Annotated in this window: 12 protein-coding genes; 4 read left to right on the plus strand and 8 right to left on the minus strand. The window is 54.5% G+C overall.

Going from position 1 to position 19,180, the window contains the following annotated elements; translation table 11 throughout:
• Positions 1 to 7: 7 nt before the first annotated feature.
• Positions 8 to 718, minus strand: coding sequence for a ribulose-phosphate 3-epimerase (rpe, locus tag LEP6406_RS0219035; protein ID WP_008309786.1), 711 nt, complete (start codon positions 716 to 718; stop codon positions 8 to 10).
• Positions 719 to 1,138: 420 nt separating this feature from the next.
• On the opposite strand from rpe, the gene LEP6406_RS0219040 reads away from it, so the two are divergent.
• Positions 1,139 to 2,812: a S8 family serine peptidase gene (locus LEP6406_RS0219040; RefSeq protein WP_008309782.1), complete on the plus strand. Its 1,674-nt coding sequence runs from the start codon at positions 1,139 to 1,141 to the stop codon at positions 2,810 to 2,812.
• A 518-nt stretch (positions 2,813 to 3,330) separates the two neighbouring features.
• Here the strand turns inward: LEP6406_RS0219040 and LEP6406_RS30515 are convergent.
• The 3 genes from LEP6406_RS30515 to LEP6406_RS0219055 form a co-directional block, all read right to left on the minus strand.
• On the minus strand, positions 3,331 to 3,753 hold the full coding sequence (locus LEP6406_RS30515; RefSeq protein WP_155834721.1) for a DUF6464 family protein: 423 nt from the start codon (positions 3,751 to 3,753) through the stop codon (positions 3,331 to 3,333).
• Between the two features lie 204 nt (positions 3,754 to 3,957).
• Positions 3,958 to 5,754 carry an aspartate--tRNA ligase gene (gene aspS, locus LEP6406_RS0219050; RefSeq protein ID WP_008309778.1) on the minus strand — a complete coding sequence of 599 codons (1,797 nt, stop codon included), beginning with the start codon at positions 5,752 to 5,754 and terminating at the stop codon, positions 3,958 to 3,960.
• Between the two features lie 320 nt (positions 5,755 to 6,074).
• Entirely contained in the window at positions 6,075 to 6,476 is a 402-nt protein-coding gene (locus tag LEP6406_RS0219055; protein ID WP_008309776.1) for a bactofilin family protein, read from the minus strand.
• Between the two features lie 425 nt (positions 6,477 to 6,901).
• On the opposite strand from LEP6406_RS0219055, the gene LEP6406_RS35505 reads away from it, so the two are divergent.
• Positions 6,902 to 7,108 carry a Uma2 family endonuclease gene (locus tag LEP6406_RS35505; protein ID WP_008309774.1) on the plus strand — a complete coding sequence of 69 codons (207 nt, stop codon included), beginning with the start codon at positions 6,902 to 6,904 and terminating at the stop codon, positions 7,106 to 7,108.
• 136 nt (positions 7,109 to 7,244) lie between these two features.
• On the opposite strand, the gene LEP6406_RS0219065 is transcribed toward LEP6406_RS35505, so the two are convergent.
• The gene (locus tag LEP6406_RS0219065) at positions 7,245 to 8,129 is read right to left on the minus strand and encodes a DMT family transporter (protein WP_008309772.1); all 885 of its coding nucleotides are present in this window, start codon (positions 8,127 to 8,129) and stop codon (positions 7,245 to 7,247) included.
• Between the two features lies 1 nt (position 8,130).
• Positions 8,131 to 11,853, minus strand: coding sequence for a PAS domain-containing sensor histidine kinase (locus LEP6406_RS30520; RefSeq protein ID WP_008309770.1), 3,723 nt, complete (start codon positions 11,851 to 11,853; stop codon positions 8,131 to 8,133).
• 337 nt (positions 11,854 to 12,190) lie between these two features.
• On the opposite strand from LEP6406_RS30520, the gene LEP6406_RS0219075 reads away from it, so the two are divergent.
• Complete coding sequence (locus LEP6406_RS0219075; protein ID WP_008309768.1) at positions 12,191 to 12,853, plus strand: hypothetical protein; 663 nt, start codon at positions 12,191 to 12,193, stop codon at positions 12,851 to 12,853.
• Between the two features lie 86 nt (positions 12,854 to 12,939).
• Here the strand turns inward: LEP6406_RS0219075 and LEP6406_RS0219080 are convergent, their stop codons facing one another.
• Positions 12,940 to 13,548, minus strand: coding sequence for an anthranilate synthase component II (locus LEP6406_RS0219080; protein WP_008309766.1), 609 nt, complete (start codon positions 13,546 to 13,548; stop codon positions 12,940 to 12,942).
• Positions 13,549 to 13,893: 345 nt separating this feature from the next.
• Complete coding sequence (locus tag LEP6406_RS0219085) at positions 13,894 to 15,129, minus strand: ISL3 family transposase (RefSeq protein ID WP_027268755.1); 1,236 nt, start codon at positions 15,127 to 15,129, stop codon at positions 13,894 to 13,896.
• Positions 15,130 to 15,637: 508 nt separating this feature from the next.
• Here LEP6406_RS0219085 and LEP6406_RS0219090 point away from each other — a divergent pair.
• Positions 15,638 to 19,177 (plus strand): pentapeptide repeat-containing protein, encoded by a 3,540-nt coding sequence (locus LEP6406_RS0219090; RefSeq protein WP_008313189.1) that lies wholly within the window; start codon positions 15,638 to 15,640, stop codon positions 19,175 to 19,177.
• Positions 19,178 to 19,180: the final 3 nt, after the last annotated feature.

Consider the following 19,180-nt stretch of genomic DNA (forward strand, 5'->3'; position numbering starts at 1 on the left):
AATCGCTCTAGACCGCTGCTAGTTCGGGGGTGGGGCGCTTGCTGTTACGCACTCCCTCAATGGCTTGGGCGTAGTCAGGAGCCTTGAATACGGCGGAGCCAGCGACGATGGCATTGGCCCCGGCTTCTAGCACCTGCCAGGTGTTGTCGGGTTTGAGGCCACCATCCACTTCAATCCAGGGATCGAGACCCCGCTCGTCGCACATTTGGCGCAACTGACGGACTTTGGTTACTGCTGAGGGGATGAACTTCTGACCGCCGAAACCGGGGTTGACGCTCATGAGCAGGACGAGATCGCACAGTTCCAAGACGTATTCAATCAGAGCAAGGGGGGTGGAGGGGTTGAGAACGACTCCGGCTTGTTTGCCCAGTTCCCGAATTTGGCCTAGGGTACGGTGCAGGTGGGGGGAGGCGTTGTGTTCAGCGTGGACGGAGATAATGTCAGCCCCGGCCTTGGCAAAGTCCTCAACGTATTTTTCGGGCTCTACGATCATCAGGTGAACATCCAGTGGCTTGCGGGTGACGGGACGCAGGGCTTCCACAATCAGGGGGCCAATGGTGATGTTGGGGACAAAGCGGCCATCCATCACGTCTACATGAATCCAATCAGCCCCGGCTTTATCCACAGCCCGGACTTCGTCGCCTAAGCGGCTAAAGTCGGCGGACAAAATGGAAGGAGATACGACGACGGATTTTTTTGACGGGGTCTGAAGTACCACAGACGGTTTCTCCTGAGAAAGTTTAGTAACTATCGTAACAAAAACTATAGATTCTAGAGTGTTCTAGGCTTCCGATTTTACAGGGGTTCCTGGAGTTTAGACAGGGATTTTCTGGAGCTTTGGGGTTTAATGGGGACGAGACGGGGTGGGCTGGGGGGCCTCTAGGGTGGGGATTTTATGACCGCGATGGTCTCTGACCGGCCTCTGGCGATCGCAGATCCCTGTCAGCCCAGGTTGGTACAAGGTTCACTGGCTCTGTCAGGAACTGCTGATGAGCATCTGGAGCTAGGGACAATGGTTCAGAATGGAGCTTCAGCACATTTGAAAAATGCAGCTTTAGCACATTCATCACCTTTAGCACACCTTTAGCACATTCAAAGTATTCCATAACTCGACACCTGAACCGATTGAGGAGCATGGATGGTGGATTGGACAGTCAGGGTACAGCACAGAGGCAACCGGGGTTGGGGCCTTTCAGGGGTAGTTGCGATCGCAACTACAACTACCCTTCTCACCCCCGCCATGGCCCTAGCGCTAGCGGAATCCGTTGGCCCCGCTGGGATTGATGCCCATCGCCTCCATGCCCCCCCCTATGGTGTGACTGGGGCCAAAATTGCCATTGGCCAGGTGGAAATTGGCCGTCCCAGCCAGTTTGGCCTCGACAAAGTCGCGCGCTCTAATCCCCCTGTAACCGTACAGCGGGTCTACTTTTTGGAAGACCCTGCCGACTCCAATCGCCATGTGGAGTTCCACGCCGCCGCTGTCGCCAGCGTCATGATCAGTCAAGACAAGGCTCGCCCCGGCGTGGCCCCCAATGCCCTCCTCTACGGGGCAGCGGTGGGACCAATCCGGGGACGCAGCGGTCAACCGGATGAATGTTTAGCCTCCCAGCAGGTGGCCCTCAGCAATGGCGGCGACGTGCGGGCGATTAATTTCAGCTTTGGGGAGCCTCTGAGTCGCGATCCCCGGCCCAATGCAGTGTTGGATGGCAATGCCCTGCTCACCCAATGCGTGGACTGGTCAAGTCGGATCCACAACGTACTGTACGTGGTAGCGGGCAACCAGGGCCGGGGGGGCATTCCCATCCCCACCGACAACTTCAACGGCATCAATGTGGCCTATTCCCGCCAGGTGGATGGACGCTACACCAAGGTGGACTTTTCCAACCTGGGCAGTGAACCGGAGGCGATATCCCCCCGATCTCCCGCCCCGGAAAGTAATGTGGGGGCACGACGATCCATCAGTCTCGTCGCCCCTGGTCACGATGTGGACAGCATTGGCCCCGATGGCTCCCTACGGGCGGTGAGTGGCACTAGTTTTGCCGCGCCCCATGTGACCGCAACGGTGGCGCTGCTCCAAGAGTGGGGGGACCGCCAGTTTCGTAGCGGTCGCCAGGATTGGAGTTTGGATTCTCGATCGGCGATGGTGACCAAGGCGGTCTTGCTCAATGCCGCCGACAAGCTAGAGGATGCAGGGGATGGCCTGCGGCTGGGGATGAGCCGCACCCTCTACGACAAGGCCAACCAAACCTGGATAGACTCTGACGCCTATCGCGATCCAGCAATTCCGCTCCATGCTGAATTGGGTACGGGCCATTTGAATGCCTACCGGGCCGTCCTGCAACTGGATGGAGGTCAGTGGTCGCCCACAGCCCCGGTGCCGGTGCGGGGTTGGAACTATAGCTTCCTGGAGTCGCCTTTGCCCCCAGATTTGCCCCGCCAAGAGGCGGCCATCCTCTTCCAGGACTATGTGTTTGAACAGGCTCTTCAGGGTGGCAGCTACCTGGCCGCGACCCTAGCCTGGGAGCGGGTGGTGGTGCTGAATGACAGCAATCAAAATGATCGCTATGACCTTGGGGAAACCTTTAGCGATCGCGGCCTCAATAATCTGGATTTGTACCTGATGCGGGCCGAGGATACGGAACTGTCTGACAGTGTCTGGTCCTCCGTTAGTGAGGAAGACAGTGTGGAGCACCTGTTTTTCCAAATTCCAGAAACGGGCCGCTACAAACTGCGGGTGGTCTATCGGCAACAGGTCAACGACGCCATTGCCCAGCCCTATGCCCTCGCCTGGTGGGGTATGGCAGCGCGGTAGCACTTTGCGGCGTAAATACCTTAACCGTTCTATCGGGGTACATCTCAGCCCCTCACCCTAGCCCTCTCCCAAGGGGCTACTGTGTATACATAACTCATGGGCCTCACAGATGGGAGAGTTTCCATCCTAGTAGTCTGCTAAGCAAACTTTGAAGGGTTCCCAACTCTTCAAAACCCCAAGAATTGACTCTTCTGGCTTGAGATAACCCGGCAAAGTTCCTTTGGTGAACTACTAGTGCTGGCTGGCAGAAATTCTGTGCCCATTTCCCCTAGGCGTGGCATTTCTGCGGTGCATTGCGGCTAAGCAGGTGGATTCCGCATTTACAAAGGATTTTGGTGCCGCGAATGCACCCTACGTTCAATATCGATGGCTTTCCTGGTTCCCAGGCTCTGCCTGGGAATTCTCACCGAGGCTCTGCCTGGTCGTTATAAAACGGTAAGGAGATTCCTGCCGCCCAGTGCTAGGGGCTGTGGTCATGCCTACCCCGTAAGGGTTTTCGGGTTAATTTTCCACACGCCTTAGACCAACTGTTCCGTTAGGGCGGCGGCGGGAATGGGGAATGGGGGTAGGGGACAGGATTTGGGTAGGGGGGGCAGGGGGCAAGCGGTAGTCGTCTCGGGGACGCGCTTGACCACCTCCCGAAAGACGGGAGCCTCGTAGAACTGGCAGCCTTCGCAGGGGCCGCAGGGATTGAAGGCACAGCGGAGATGGGGCGATCGCGCATTCATCTGGCAGGTGAAGTCGCCGATGATGTAGCCGATGCCCTCTACATAGTTGAGGTCGCGATCGCGCTTTAGCAATGCCCGCAGACCGCGTTCGGAGGCCACGGCCCTAGCCCGACTGAAATCCTCCGAAAGTTGCTTTTGAGCCCGCATACTAATCCAGGCCGCGACCAGGGCAGGCAGCAGGCTGAGGCCAAAAATTAGTACAACAATCCACATCGCGGGTCCACTCAAATCATCAACCAGACCCCATGTCAGGGCCATGGCCCACATTAAGGTCAGGTAGCTATCTTAGGGGCCAAGGGAGAGGGCGCGATCGCAGATCTCAGTATTTGTAGGTATTTGTAGTAAACCGACCGAGATTTCCGTGATATTTCGCAACCCTTTGTCAGGGAAAAATAGTCAGGGAAAAATACCTGACCCTCACTCCCCCTTCGGTTTGGGCTGATAGGTAGAGGCAACGTGAAGCTCCTTGAGCTGCTTCTTGTCCACACCAGCGGGGGCACTGGTGAGGAGACAACGGGCCTGCTGGGTCTTGGGAAATGCGATCGCATCTCGAATCGACTCTTCCCCCGCCAAAAGCATCACCAGACGATCCAACCCGTAGGCAATCCCCCCATGGGGTGGCGTGCCGTATTCAAAGGCTTCTAGCAAAAAGCCAAACTTGTCCTGGGCCTCTGCCTCCGAGAGCCCAATGGCCTCAAACACCTGGCGCTGCAACTCTGGCTGGTAGATCCGCAGGCTACCGCCCCCAATCTCGTAGCCGTTGAACACCAGATCATAGGCTTGGGCACGGGCGGTTTTCAGATCCCCTCGGTCCTCGGGGTGGGGAGCCGTGAAGGGGTGGTGCAGTGCCTCCAGCCGCTTCTCATCAGCATTCCACTCAAACATGGGGAAATCCGTCACCCACAGTAGATTGATGGCATTGGCGGGAATCAGCTCCATTTCCTTGGCGATCGCCTGCCGCACCCGATCCAGGGTCGCGTTGACGATATCCGTTGGTCCCGCGCCGAATAGGAGCAGGTGCCCCGGTGCCGCCCCGGTGCGCTCTAGCAGCGCTTGGGTGCGCTCCTCACTGAGGTTGTCCTTAATCGCGCCGATGGTGTCAATGGTCCCCCCCTCGCGAACGCGAATATAGGCCAAGCCCTTGGCCCCCGCCTCCGTCGCGATCTTGAACAGGTCGCCACCGGGCTTAATCCGCACATTGGAAACGACCTCATTGCCGCCAGGGATGGGCAGCACCTTCACCATCCCCCCCGCCTGCACCGCGCCGGAAAACACCTTGAAGCCAGAGTCCGCCACCAAGTCCGACACCTCCACCAGTTCCAACCCATAACGGGTGTCGGGCTTGTCGCTGCCATAGCGATCCATGGCCTCGGCATAGGTTAGACGGGGGAAGGGTCGAGGCAGATCGATGCCCTGGACTTTTTGGAAAATATGGGCCACGAGCCGCTCATTCAGCTCTAGAATTTCCTCCTGAGAGAGGAAGCTCATCTCCATGTCGAGCTGGGTAAACTCGGGCTGGCGATCGGCCCGCAGGTCTTCATCCCGGAAGCAGCGGGCGATCTGGTAGTAGCGATCGACCCCGGACACCATCAGCAGTTGCTTAAACAACTGGGGCGACTGGGGCAGAGCAAACCATTCCGAGGGGTTGACGCGGGAGGGTACCAGATAGTCCCGTGCCCCCTCAGGGGTAGAGCGAGTGAGAATGGGGGTTTCCACCTCCATGAACTGCTCCTCATCTTCCAGAAAGCGGCGGATGGCCTTCATGACGCCATGGCGCACCTGAAGATTGCGGGCCATGCGATCGCGCCGCAGGTCTAGGTAACGGTACCGCAGCCGCAGTTCTTCCTTGACGGACTCTGCTTCAGCGGTGGAGACCTGGAAGGGAAGTTGCTTCCGCACCGCATTCAATAATTCAATTTGGTCCGCGTAGATCTCAACTTCCCCGGTGGGCAGCTTGGGATTCAAGGAGTCCGTGGGCCGTTGACTGACCCGCCCGGTAATCTTGACCACATACTCGTTCCGCAGTTGTTCCGCGAGACCATAGGACTCCGGGGTGCGCTCCGGGTCACTGACGATCTGCACAATGCCACTGCGATCGCGCAAATCCACAAAAATCACCCCCCCATGGTCGCGGCGGCGATCTACCCAGCCGAACAGGGTGACGGTTGCGCCGATGTGGTCTGCCCGGAGGTGGCCGCAGTAATGGGTTCGCATAGCTCGCTGGTGCTGGAGGTCAGAGACGTAGATTGTTCCGAAACAGACTTGGAGATCAGCAAGTACGTTATTTTCCTGCGAGTCCCTAAGCCCTGATCAAAACCTTTTCATTATCCAGTATGACGGCAGCGAATTTTCTTCGTTCTGGCCCAGCCTAGTACCGGGCGGCGCAAATACTCTGACCGTTCTATCGTGGTACACCTCGGCCCCTCACCCTAGCCCTCCCTGGGAGAGGGATTTAGGGTGAGGGGCTGGGGCGACAGAATGGTAAGCCTATTTCAGCCTAGGTGTACTAGCTTGATTCAAGTTGTCCACACACCCTAGGGTAGGGACTCAGTCGTGCCGTAGAGTTCTGGCATTTGGGGAGATGGGGGCAGCGTTTTGGCGTCGCGGGTTTCGATGTAGCCGGTGTAGTAGGCTCCCGACTCGATTTCTAGAGACCCGGCCACCACGTCTCCCTCCAATCGGGCGGTGCGGCTGAGGGTGAGCTTGCCTTCGACATGGACTCGGGCTTTGAGTACGCCCTGGACAATGATGTTGGTAGCCCGCACCTCGGGGCCTTCCACCAAGCCTGTGGCGGAAATTTCCAGGTCACCCTGGATCTCGACGGTGCCGTGGATAATGCCATCCACCCGCAGCATACCCTCAGCATGGAGGATGCCTTCAAATTCTGTCTTTTGGCTGATGTAGGTCAGCAGGGGGGCCGATTTGCGCTTGAACATCGGTAATACAGACCTCTAAATCCCAAAACTTCCAAAACTCAAATAGATATAGCGGTTCTCCCTCGGGTGAAGGACAGGCAAGGGGCTTAAGACCCTTGTTCGCCGACGTGTCATTAAGTTGAGGCGTCCCTCATACATTAGGTAACCGCTATATCACCGCAGTCTCAGCTCAGTTTTAGAAACCCTGAGCCCCAAACCTCGGATTTAATCCTCTACTGCAACCCCTGAATGAAAATTCTCTGGCACCAGCATAGAAGTGTTGCAGCTAAATTACTAGCCCAGATCTGAGGACAGGCGAAAGCACAAAATACGGTAAATATACTGATGGCTTATTCTAGGCTGCTTGGGTTGGGTGTAGCTGTGTAAGCTGGAGGGAGACTGCTAGCGAATTTCTTCCATACTGAGCATTGTCTCAGGTGCTGCCCATGTCTATCGCTACCCAATCCTTGACCCTGGACGAGTTTCTGAAACTCCCTGAAACTACACCGACTTCAGAATTTATCAACGGCAAGATTTTTCAAAAACCCATGCCCCAGAGAGAGCACAGCCGACTACAGGCAAAACTGGGGGCAGCGATTAATACGGCACTGAATTGGGGTGGTTCATCGACCCAGATGAAGAAACCGTCTTAATTATCTGGCCAGATCAACGGGTGCAACTGCTGAAGGGAAAATCCACCTTGCCGACCATCAATGGCATTGATTTAGCGCTAACCGTGGATCAGGTCATGGGTTGGTTAACTTTCTGAGAAGAGGGGGGCATTGACCCCTAGGAGATACTCAGCTTTTTGGGTAGCCTTACCAAACCGTTTGCGATCGCAGTTCCCAGCAGCACCAATCCACACCCCAACACCATGGAGAGGGTGATGGCTTCTCCCAGAATCAACGCTCCCCAGCCCATGGCAAAGAGGGGAATCAGATAGGCCACCGTCAAGGTGCGCGTCGAGCCCACCTGATGAATTAGCCGAAAATACAAAATATAGGCCAGGGAGGTGGACAGGAGGGCCAACCCCAACACCGCCAAAAAGGCTCCATCCGTAGGGATTTGGACCGGGCGGGTGAAGGGCAGCAGCGGCAGCAGAAACACCGCCGCACTGAGCTGACTTCCCGTGGCAATCACCAGGGAGGGCACCCCCTGAAGATAGAGGTGGACATAGGGAGCCACGATGGCATAGAGTATCGCCGCCAGTAGCCCCGCTCCGATCGCCCAGGGTAGTCCCGGCACCCCGGCGGTATCTCCCAAGCCCACCAACACTGCTACCCCGGTGAACCCGAGGACAAGTCCTAGGATTCGTCCCAGGGTCAAGCGCTCCCCCAACCAGAGAAACGCCACCAGCACCCCAAAGAAGGGCACTGTACCGTTGAGGATGGCGGTTGCCCCCGCTGGCAGCGACAGGGTGGTAAAGGCTAGCAGGGAAAAGGGTAGGGCGGAGTTAAACAGTCCTACCACCATCAAGGGCCGCAGGTGCGATCGCAGTTCCCCCAACAGACCCTGATGGATAAGAATCGGCAGTAATGCTGCTCCTGCCACCAGTACCCGGCACTCAATCAACCAAATCGGCCCGAACTCTGGCACCGCCACCCGCATAAAGAGAAAGGATCCCCCCCAGAGTGCCGCCAGCAAAAGTAATTCCAGAACTTGCGTGAATTTCATCTCAGGGCTTTTGGCGTTGGGGGATGGCAATGCGGAATTCAGTCCCGCCCTCTACGGTGTTCGATTGGCAGATCAATTGGCCTCCATGCTTCTCGGTAATGATCTGGTAGCTGATGGAGAGGCCCATCCCAGTGCCCTTACCCACGGGTTTAGTGGTGAAGAAGGGATCAAAAATGCGGCTGCGAATTTTGTCGGGGATCCCCAACCCATTATCTGCGATCGCAATACTGACTTGGCCATCAGCCTCCACACGGGTGCGCACCGTGATCTGAGGTTTGGCAAGGGAATGCCGCCCCATGGCATCCTCTAAGGCATCAATGGCATTGCTGAGGATGTTCATAAAGACTTGATTGAGTTGCCCTGCATAGCATTCCACCAAGGACAGATCGCCATAGTGCTTGATCACCTGAATTTCAGGTCGATTGTGCTGGGGCTTGAGACGATTGTGCAAAATCATCAGGGTACTGTCGATGCCCTCATGGATATCAACCGCCTTCATATCCGCTTCGTCCATGCGGGAGAAGACCCGCAGCGAAGAGACAATAGTGCGAATGCGCTCCGCTCCCACCTTCATGGAGGTCAACATTTTGGGCAAGTCTTCTGCGAGAAACTCTAACTCCAGGTCTTCGATAGCGACTTCGATATCCTCCCCTGGCTCGGGGAACTGCGCCTGGTAGAGCTGGATAACTTCCAGCAGATTTTCAGTGTATTCCTGGGCGTGGTTGAGGTTGCCATAGATAAAGTTGACGGGGTTGTTAATTTCATGGGCTACCCCCGCCACCAGTTGCCCCAGCCCCGACATCTTCTCTGCTTGAATCATCTGCACCTGGGTCCGTTGCAGTTCCTTCAGTGTGTGCTCCAACTCCGTACTCTTCTGGCGACTCTGGGCATAGAGCTCGGCCTGATCAATCGCGATCGCCAGTTGATCCCCTACTGCCGTGAGCAATTCCACCTCACTAGCGGACCAAGGCCGCACCTGGGCTTTGTGAACACAAATAATGACACCGACCCGACCCGACTGATTCCGAATCGGCAGCAAGATTTCCGATTTGGTCTTGACCTGCTGGAGAAAGGCTCTATGAATCGGCTCCCCGTAGGTTTCGGCGTCATCAACACAGAGAACTTCTTGATTCAGCAGCAGGGTATTGATGGGGCCAATCCAAGCAGCGGGAAAGGTGCCCAGGCTGCTGGGGATTTCCGATGATCGCGCCTCCTTGATCATGTCCCAAACCGGGGGGTCGGCCTCCGGGCAGTACCAGGCAAAGGCACAGTGATCGATCTCTAGGCGACGATGAATGGCCTGAATTGTGCTCTCGATGACGGTATCTAGATCCAGAGAATTGCGAATCTGGCTAGTAAGCTGATTGAACAGAGCTTGGCGCTCAGCGTATTCCTGAAGTTGGATCTCAGCCTGTTTGCGATCGCTAATATCCTCAGTGGTACAAAGCACCCCAATCACATTATCCTCTGCGTCTCGCAGGGGTACTTTGTTGGAGTTGAGCCAAACCTTTCGACCATCGGGATAGGTAATGCTCTCCGAAAGACCCAAGATTGACTGTCCAGAGTCTAAAATTTCGCGATCGCGCTGGCGATAGATCTCCGCCTCTGTCAGCGCCCAAGGCAGATCATAGTCAGTCTTGCCGACAATTTCTTCAGGGGAAGCTAGGTCCGACAACGTCGCTGCTTGGGCATTACAGCCCAAGTAAACCGAGTCTTTGTCCTTCCAGAACACGTCTAGGGGAATGGTATCGAGGAGAAGTTTTAGAAACTTCTGGGAGGAACGTAACTCCTCCTCAGCTCGCTTCCGTGACGTGATATTTGTCGTTGTCCCCACCAGCCGATAAATATTGCCCGCATCATCCGCTAGGGGATTCAGAGTTGTGAACCACCAGGTTTTCTGATCATCTAGGACAACCCATTCTTCGTAGTTAACAGGATTTCTGCCCTCCACACAGCGCTGGTAGGAGACTTGAAATTGCAGCCCTTGCCCGTCTCCAAAAATTTCTACTGGGGTTTTGCCCAGCACCTGATCTCTGGTCAAGCCAATTTCCTTTTCTGCCCCTCTATTCCAGCCGCTAAAGCGAAACTCCGATTGACCCACCACATCGACGACAAAAATACTATGCTCGGAACCATCAAAAACACTCCTCAAGAACTGTTCTTGATCGCGCAATTTTATTTCTGATGCCTTTTGACTAGAAATATCACGGGAGATGCCTACAGTTTGAATCACCTCACCATGAGAGTCAAAGACAGCAGCTTTGTTCGTCAGAAACAGGCGTTCTTCCCCATCGTGGCGAACAATGGATTCTTCCATCTGTAATGTATTGCCGGTGCGGAACACATAGGCATCATCCTTTATATATTGCTGAGTATAATCTGGTTTGCTATGGGGTGCATCAATCAGCCCTAAAAGCTGATCATTAGTCATGCCATAGTAGTCACGAAAGGCTTTGTTTCCGTATAGCAATCGAGATTCTGGTCCTTTGCACAGCACCATGTCGGGAATAGTATCTAAAATCTGTTCATAGAGATTTTTCAGATCTAGATTTCTTTGCTCAGCCTGTTTGCGATCGCTAATATCTGTAGTGTAGGCAATTATGCCGATCACATTACCGTTATCATCCTTTTCTAGAGAAAGAGACAGTAACACATCCAATCTATAACCAGCCTTGTGTAGATTGGTGGTCTCAATTTCTAATTGACCGTGTTGTTGTAGAGGCAGAAAAATGTCATTTAAGAGATAGTCATCCCAGCCTTCCGGGTATAGGAAACGACCATTCTGACCAATGACCTCTTCAGCGGTGTAGCCATAGAGAGCCGTAGCTCCTTTGCTCCAACTGGTGATCACTCCCTCAAGACTGGTAGACACAATCGCGCCTTGAACTTGATCTAGCAACTGAGCTTGCTTCCGTAGCGCCGTTTCTGTGGCGATATGGTCAGTTGCGTCTTGAACAGTGCAATAGATGAACCCCGTTTCTAGATCAGGGGCACATTTCCAAGAGAAGCAGCGATAGGAACCATCTTTGCAGCGGTAGCGATTTTCAAAGGAGATCACTTTGTGACCTTCTGATAGCTTGCGAGATTCCACAAGGGTGGCAGGGTAATCTTCGGGGTGAACAAAGCTGAGAAAAGGAACTGCTAACAGTTCTGCCTGGGTGTAGCCCAGCACTTGTTCAAAGGTAGGGTTAACCCGTTTGAAATAACCATCCAATCCGGCAATGCAGAGCATATCCACTGCTAGGTTAAAGAACCCATCGACGGTGGCGGTGCGTTGAGTTACCTCAGTTTCTAGGGCAGCATTGGCTGTCACTAGAGCCAGTTCAGCCTGCTTGCGGGCCGTAATCACCTCAGTGAAGATGACAATGCCGCCAATGTCGCCAGAGGGTTCATGCCAGGGACGAACTTCCCAGCGCAGCCAATCTACGGTGCCATCAGAGCGAGGAAAGGAATCTTCGTCACAACTCTCCACGGATCCTTGCAGGCAGCGCTGGTGAATCGCTTTCCAATCGTCCCCAATCTCTGGGAAAACCTCGTAGTGGGACTGGCCGATAATATCGCAGTCCTCCAATCCATAATCCTCCAGCCAGCGGCGACTGGCCATGACATAGCGCATCGCCCGATCAAAAAGTGCGATCGCGGCGGGCGTGTGTTCCAGGAGCATCTGGAGATAGTGCCCATGACTGCCGGGGCCGACAGCGACGGAAGATGCAAGAGGATCCATAACGCTTTGTAAAGTAGCTATCTGAATTAGAATTCCCAGAGATAAATCAACACCCTCTACGGGTATTGACGAATCAGGAAAAATGGTTGATTCTACGCAGGATACATTTCCGCTCGGAATTGGGGGATTAGCGGTTAAAACCGCGCCTACACAGCTCCTAGCGCAGCTATACTCGGAGGGTTTTATACCAAGTCCAGCACCAAGTCCAGCTCGAAATCTGGAATTTTCCCACCGGGAACACTCCACTTCTGGACTTGGGCAAGGTTTATATACGAATCCGCATTTAGAGCAAGATGGGTTTGCCCAGAACAATCCGTCTACCGAGGAGCGGGATGCTATGGTTTCTAGACTTCAATATCAATCCCTGACCACCGCAGTAGTGCTGAGTGCGATCGCACTTTCGAGTTGCGATGGTCAGGGACCGACCCCCAGTGCTACCACCCCGGCAATTCCCGAAACGCCTGCCCAGATTGCCCGAGACCCGAATGGACCGCCCCTGACCGGACTGCTGGCAGAATGTGCCGCCGTACAGAGCATCCTCAATGGGGAGTTTAACCATGGCTTTGGGGCTCACCTCACCGCCACTGCGAGCCAGGTCAAAGGGGACGACTCTGCGCTAAGCGTGGGGCTCACCGCCGATGCTGCCGTAGGGGGTATGGCCACTGCCCTGACCAAGGCTCAGGCCACCGTCACCAGTTTGACCGCCGTAGATCTCAGCGATGTTCAACTGCTGAGCTATCGGGATGCCTACCGGCAAGAGTTACAGGAGATGCTGGCCGAGATGGAGTCTGCTCAGACCTTTTACGCCCAGCTAAAAGCCGCAACCGATGCGGCCAATCCCACCGGGGAACAGACCACCGTTCTAGACTCCGGGCCAACCCAAACGATGGCCCTAGCAGAACGTCTAAAGGCTCACAACCAAGCCCTCGAAAAAATCGACGATGATATTTTCAATTACTGCTTGGAGGCAGAGCTAGACGCTGAGTTTCCAGAGAATTGATACCGCGATCCTGTACGATTCCCGAAAACCCCAGGACTTGAAAACATCCCCACAGGAATGTCAATTCCCTATCCCTACGCCCCCGGCTAACCCACCAAAACCCGAGCCTTCAGGTCCGCTAAGAAATTGCCTAGCAGCAGCTTGCCAGCGGTGGTCAAGACACTCTCCGGGTGAAATTGCACCCCTTGAATGTGGGGATAGTCGCGATGACGGACCCCCATGATCGGGCCATCCTCCACCCAAGCCGTTATCTCTAAGACCTCAGGGCAGGTTGCGGGGTCAATCACCAGACTATGGTAGCGAGTGGCCTGAAAAGGCACATCCAGCCCTCGAAAAACCCCGACTTGGTGGTGGTGAATGAGGGACGTTTTGCCATGCATAAGCGTGGGGGCCGAGATGATCTGCCCGCCAAAAACTTGGCCAATACTCTGGTGCCCTAGACACACGCCTAGGATGGGGATCGTCGGCCCCAGGCGACGAATCAGGTCTAGAGAAATACCGGCATCCTCAGGACGACCCGGCCCTGGGGAAATAACGATACCCTCTGGAACCAGTGCCGCCACCTGATCTACCGTGATTTGATCATTGCGGTACACCTGGATTTCCTGGGCTACAGGGTAGGTTTGCCCCAACTCCCCCAAGTATTGCACCAGGTTGTAGGTAAAGCTGTCGTAGTTGTCAATAACAACAATCATCGCGATCGCACCAAATAGTAATAGTGACAATAGTGACAGGAATAGAGGCTGCTATGTTGCGCTTGGATGCAACTCGAAAGCAAGATCGGCACAATTAAGCATTACCAGACAAGTGGCTTTAACCGTCCGCTGCATTTGAATTGTTATGCCGTCGGAATCACCAAAAGTGTCAAGCAACTTGGAGTGTTCTCGCTTCGGGAATCACTTCACCTTCTGCCTGCCAAGCTTCCAGGTACTTTTTATTTTCTTTCAAGTCGTAGGGTGGGCATTGCCCACCGCTCAAACTCGCTCCCCCACCTCCAACCCCCTCCCCGAACACTCAACATTACGGCTCTTCCGGTCTGGCTATGGTGTTTCAAAAGGAAATACCCACGGCAACAAAGCTCTTAACTTGAAATTGTCAAAATTGCCAAAGCCATAACCTAATCTCTTGATCAACTTAAGCTTGTTATTTATTCCCTCCACAACCCCATTAGTTATTCTCAGTTCAAAGTATGATGTCACCTCATCAAACCATCGTTTAATCGTGCCACAACTCTGATTGAAAAATGTCGATGAATCCGCCATCCAGTCCAGTAACTTTAACGTCCCTTCTGCCCAATTCTCGAAGGATTCAAAGATTTCTCTGAACTCTTCTTTCAATCGATGCATCGTTGCTAATTTAGGGGATACTTCGCTCACTTCTATGAGCTTCTTCTTCTGTTTCTCATTCAAATTCCCTTCGTTCTTTAGTAACGCATACTTACTGCCATTAAGACCCTCTATGACGCGCTCCCTCTCAGCCTTTTTTGCGATCTTCTTGGCCGCTCTCTTCTCCGCTTTCCGTTCGTTATCTAACTCCTCATTGACGAGTTTGGTGACATGGAATCTATCCGCGACAATGGTCGCATTCGGCATCATCTCTTTTACCAAACTTTGGTAGGGCTTCCACAGGTCTATGCTCACCCCTTCAATCCCCTCAAGCACCTCTGGTCCCCATTGGCTAAGGACTTGGCGCAATCCCTCTTGTGTTCGTGAGGGTAGAAGGGTGATCGGCTGGTGCGTCTCTAGGTTCACTAGCACCCCATAATAGTTACCCTGACCTTTGACGACCGCTATCTCGTCTATCCCGAGATATCTAATCGGTTCTGGGCTCTCGGGTAAATACGCCTTTCCGGCATCCTTTATCATCGTCTCAATCTGCTCGTCACTCAGCCCTGTCCGAGCCGCCACACTGTGAATGCTACTCCCTAACACTTGGCCGACAATCTGCTTCGCTAGCCGCTGCGTATACAACCGCCTTTTCTTAACAAAGGCCAGTTCTTCGCTAAACACTTGTCCACATTCCTGGCACCAAAACTGGCGGCGATTGACTCGCAACACTACGGGCTGTTGATTCCACGGCAAATCCTCAATGTTATACCGATGATTCTCATGCAAATGACGACTTCGCTTCCCACACCGGGGACACTCTGCATCTCGGCGGGTGGGGCTAATTACAAAAAATAGCCCCACCCCATCTATCATTGTCATATCCTCTACTTTTGTCTCAGGAAGACCCAGTAGCTCTGTCAATTGCCTCGCGTCAGATTCTGTGATCATGGCGCTCACCCATATATGGCGACTTTCTCTCACCCTTTAATTCTAGCCAATCCCTTGTATATCAAACACTTCACGCCTTTCTAGCGTTTATTTCTCCCTCCATTTCCCCTGCTCAGTAGCCCTTTGTCCATAGCCAGACCGGAAGAGCCAACATTACTCACATCCCCAAAAGGCATATTGGCTTTGGTGGTAGCCCTGGCATAGCGTCAACGTCGTACATTCTCCGACCCAGGGATGGTGGGCCATGCCCACCCTACAAAGAGCTATTTTAGCTTCAGAAGAGGTTTTTACCGAATTAAGTGTGAAGTTTCCGGCAGAATTCGGAATTTCTTTGATAGAAAAGATGCAGCCCTAGCCTTGGCGTTTACCCAATGACTGACCCTGCATCATTGACTGCTGGTGCGATTCTCCTGCGGAGACATTGCATGAACGCCATCCTGACTGTCTAAAAGTTCATCGAATCCAGATCGGCTACACTACCCCTAAATTGCTGCTCCAAAATAAATCAATGGTGAAACAACTCTGGCGCGATGTCTGGCGAGGTTTGAATACGCCAATTTCCTGGGAGCATACGGTTAAGGGAAGTGTGGATAGCCTGAAGGCGATCGCCGACTTGGCAAAAGCGATTCAGGACAATAAAACCGCCCAAGAACTGGCACCCCTGGTCAACCATTTTTCATCGTTGCTGGATGTGTTGAGTTCACCCTTGGGGCAGGTAGCGACGGCGGCTTTGCCGTTTGTGCCGTTGGCGACGGGGTTGCTGAAATACGTTGTGGAGACAACGCGGCAGGAGCCGTCGTTGGAGGTGGGGGTGGCGATCGCCGCCCAGACTGCCTACCTGAAAAGTGTCCAGGTTTTTCTAGAGCAGCATCCAGAGCTGGTGCAGCGGTTGTCTGACCAGCCTGCGTCGGCAGCGTTGACAAACCAGATTCACCAGTTGGGCGAAACGCTGGAGCTAGACGGCAAAGCAGTGGAGCTAACCGAGCAGGAAGCCCGAAAGACGCTGATTTGTTTCCATGAGTCGCAACTGGCGCAGATTTTTAATGGGCTGCTGAGCCAGCGGTTGCAGGAGGCAGGATTGTCGCCGGAAGAGGGCGATCGCACCACGGAACGAATTGCCCGCAGCACCCACCGCTACCTAAAGGAGATTGTGGCGGAGGTGCGCGACCAAGTGAAGCGGCTGGCAGCGGTCTATGGGGAGGGTTGGTTTCAAGACCAGGAACGCTATGCCAGTGTCGATCGCTACCTAGATGAGGTGATTGCCCGCAAACCCCAGGAGACGGTGTTTGACGAGCCGTTCACCTTTGCCGATTTGTATGTGCCGCTGCAAGTGCGACCCGTTGATAGGGAAGGTCAGGTGGATTACAGGGCTACACCCCAAAACATTGAAACCTGGGCGGAAACGCTGTTGCAGGATGCCCAGAAACAGGGGCAGGTGTTGTTTATTCAGGGTGGTCCTGGACGGGGCAAGAGCGTGTTTTGTCGGATGTTTGCTGACAAGGTGCGGCGCGAGTGGTCGCCGATCTGGATTCCCCTGTTGATTCGGCTGCGCGATGTCCAAAATTTTGCTCAGGATTTTGACAAAACCCTGGAGGATGCCATTGCCACCGATTTCACCAAAGATGCGGGCTGGTTGACCGATCGCAATACGCGCTTTCTGTTCTTTTTGGATGGCTTTGATGAACTGTTGCTGGAACGGGGCACCACGGATGGACTCAAGCAATTTTTAGAACAGGTGGGCTTGTTTCAAAAACGCTGTGCCGACATTAGCGAACGGGGACACCGGGTGCTGATTACTGGCAGACCCCTAGCGCTGTATGGCGTGGAACGGCTGATGCCCCTGAATCTGGAGCGGGTCGAGATTGCGCCGATGGCGGCGGAGATTCAGCAGCAGTGGTTGCTGAAGTGGGCAACGCTGGCGGGCAGCGAGAAAACGCAGCAATTTCAGGCATTTTTGCAGAATCAACAGTGCCCGGAGCAGGTCAAAACCCTGGCAAGGGAACCCCTGCTGCTTTACCTGCTGGCGGCGCTGCACCGCGATGACAAACTCCAGGAATCTCAGCTCACTGGCGATGACCCGGTCGCCGTGCGGATTCAGATTTACGAGGCGGCGCTGGAATGGGTGTTGACCAAGCAGCGCAGTGAAAATGGGGCTGATCTCAACCCTAAAATTACCGGACTTGACCCGGAAGACCTGCGCAGCATTTTGGCGGAGGCGGGGTTGTGTGTGGTGCAGTCGGGGGGCGAATCTGCCGCCATTGCCCTGATTGAAGAACGGCTGAAGGAAGATGAGGGCGCAAAACAACTATTGGCCCAGGCCAAGCAAAACGCTGAGCAAAACCCCCTCAAGAATGCCCTGGCGGCGTTTTATCTGAAATCGACGGAGGGCAGCGAGAACCAGATCGAGTTTTTTCACAAGAGTTTTGGTGAGTTTTTGTGTGCCGAGCGGATGGTTGAATCGCTAGTACGCTGGACGAAAAGAGAGGACAGTCGGGGTAAACCCTATCTCGTTCGTGAAGAGATGCTGTGCCGGGAAATCTACGATCTGTTTGGCTTTGGCGCTTTGACCCAGGAAATTGTGGAATACCTGATCGGCTTGCTGAAAAAAGCCAAGCCAGATTGGGGGGAACTGTTCAAACGGCTGGAGGGTTTTTATCTGGACTGGGGCGATGGCAGGTTTATCGATGCGACGGAAGAAACCCTGCCCCAACGCAAAGCTCGCCAACTGCAAAAGTATCAGGCTGACATTGGCCAGCGCCAGGTAGACATTTCTACGGGGTTGAATGTGCTGATTTTGCTGCTGGAAATTCATCGGTATGCTCAGTCGGTGCAAGCGCTAAAAGCGGCTATCCATTTCTATCCCTGCGGTCAACCGGATACGGAGGGTCATGACCGTATGCGCTGGCTCCGCATGATTCATTACAGCGATTGTTTGCAACTGGGCACCTTTAACCAAAGCGTAGGCAAATTTCTCAGCCGCGCCTACCTCAGCAGCGCCTACCTCAACAGCGCCAACCTCAGCAGCGCCGTCCTCAGCAGCGCCGTCCTCAGCAGCGCCGACCTCCGCAACGCCAACCTCAGCAGCGCCGTCCTCAGCCGCGCCAACCTCAGCAACGCCTTCCTCATCAGCGCCGACCTCAGCCGCGCCGTCCTCAGCCGCGCCGACCTCAGCAACGCCTTCCTCATCAGCGCCGACCTCAACAGCGCCGACCTCAGCCGCGCCGACCTCAGCAACGCCTTCCTCATCAGCGCCGACCTCAACAGCGCCAACCTCAGCAGCGCCAACCTCAGCAGCGCCAACCTCAGCCGCGCCAACCTCAGCCGCGCCAACCTCAGCAGCACCGACCTCAGCAGCGCCTACCTCAGCAGCGCCTACCTCAGCAGCGCCAACCTCAGCAGCGCCGACCTCAGCAGCGCCGACCTCAGCAGCGCCAACCTCAGCAACGCCAACCTCAGCAGCGCCAACTTGAATGAAATTCGGTGGGATGGAGCCACCCATTGGGCAGGTGCCCAGGGGCTACATGCAGCGCTCAACGTGCCCGAATCGTTGGCTCAAACTCCCCGGTTCAAGGCGGCGGTGGTTTTGAGCCAGGGGATAGATGGGGTCAAGCAGGGCAACGTGTTGGCGGCAATTCAGGCTTACCAGGAGGCTCAAACCATCGACACGGGCTTAGAAATTGATGCCTGGATTTGGGCTTTACTCTGCCGATTGGGGAGTTTGCATAACCAGTCAGCAGCCGTGTTATTTGCAGGTGACAACGCTGTGGCGTTGAGTGACTGGGCACGCTATCGAGAAACCCGTGGGATTGCCAGAGCCTTAACCGATGATTTAGCCGGGGCTTTAGAAGATTTTCAGGTAGTCGTGGCAGCGATTGAAGCCAAAAAGTACTATCGAGGTGAGAAAGATAAGCAGCAACGGCAGGAATGGTTGAAAGCGTTGCAACTGGGACAGAATCCATTCACGCCAGAGGTATTGGAGGCGTTGAGGAAAAAAGCGGGACTTGGAAACGATGGGGCCGCGAATGAGGCAGTGGAGGAGAACGGATGAAGC

Source organism: Leptolyngbya sp. PCC 6406 (assembly GCF_000332095.2).
Classification (GTDB): Bacteria; Cyanobacteriota; Cyanobacteriia; order Phormidesmidales; family Phormidesmidaceae; genus PCC-6406.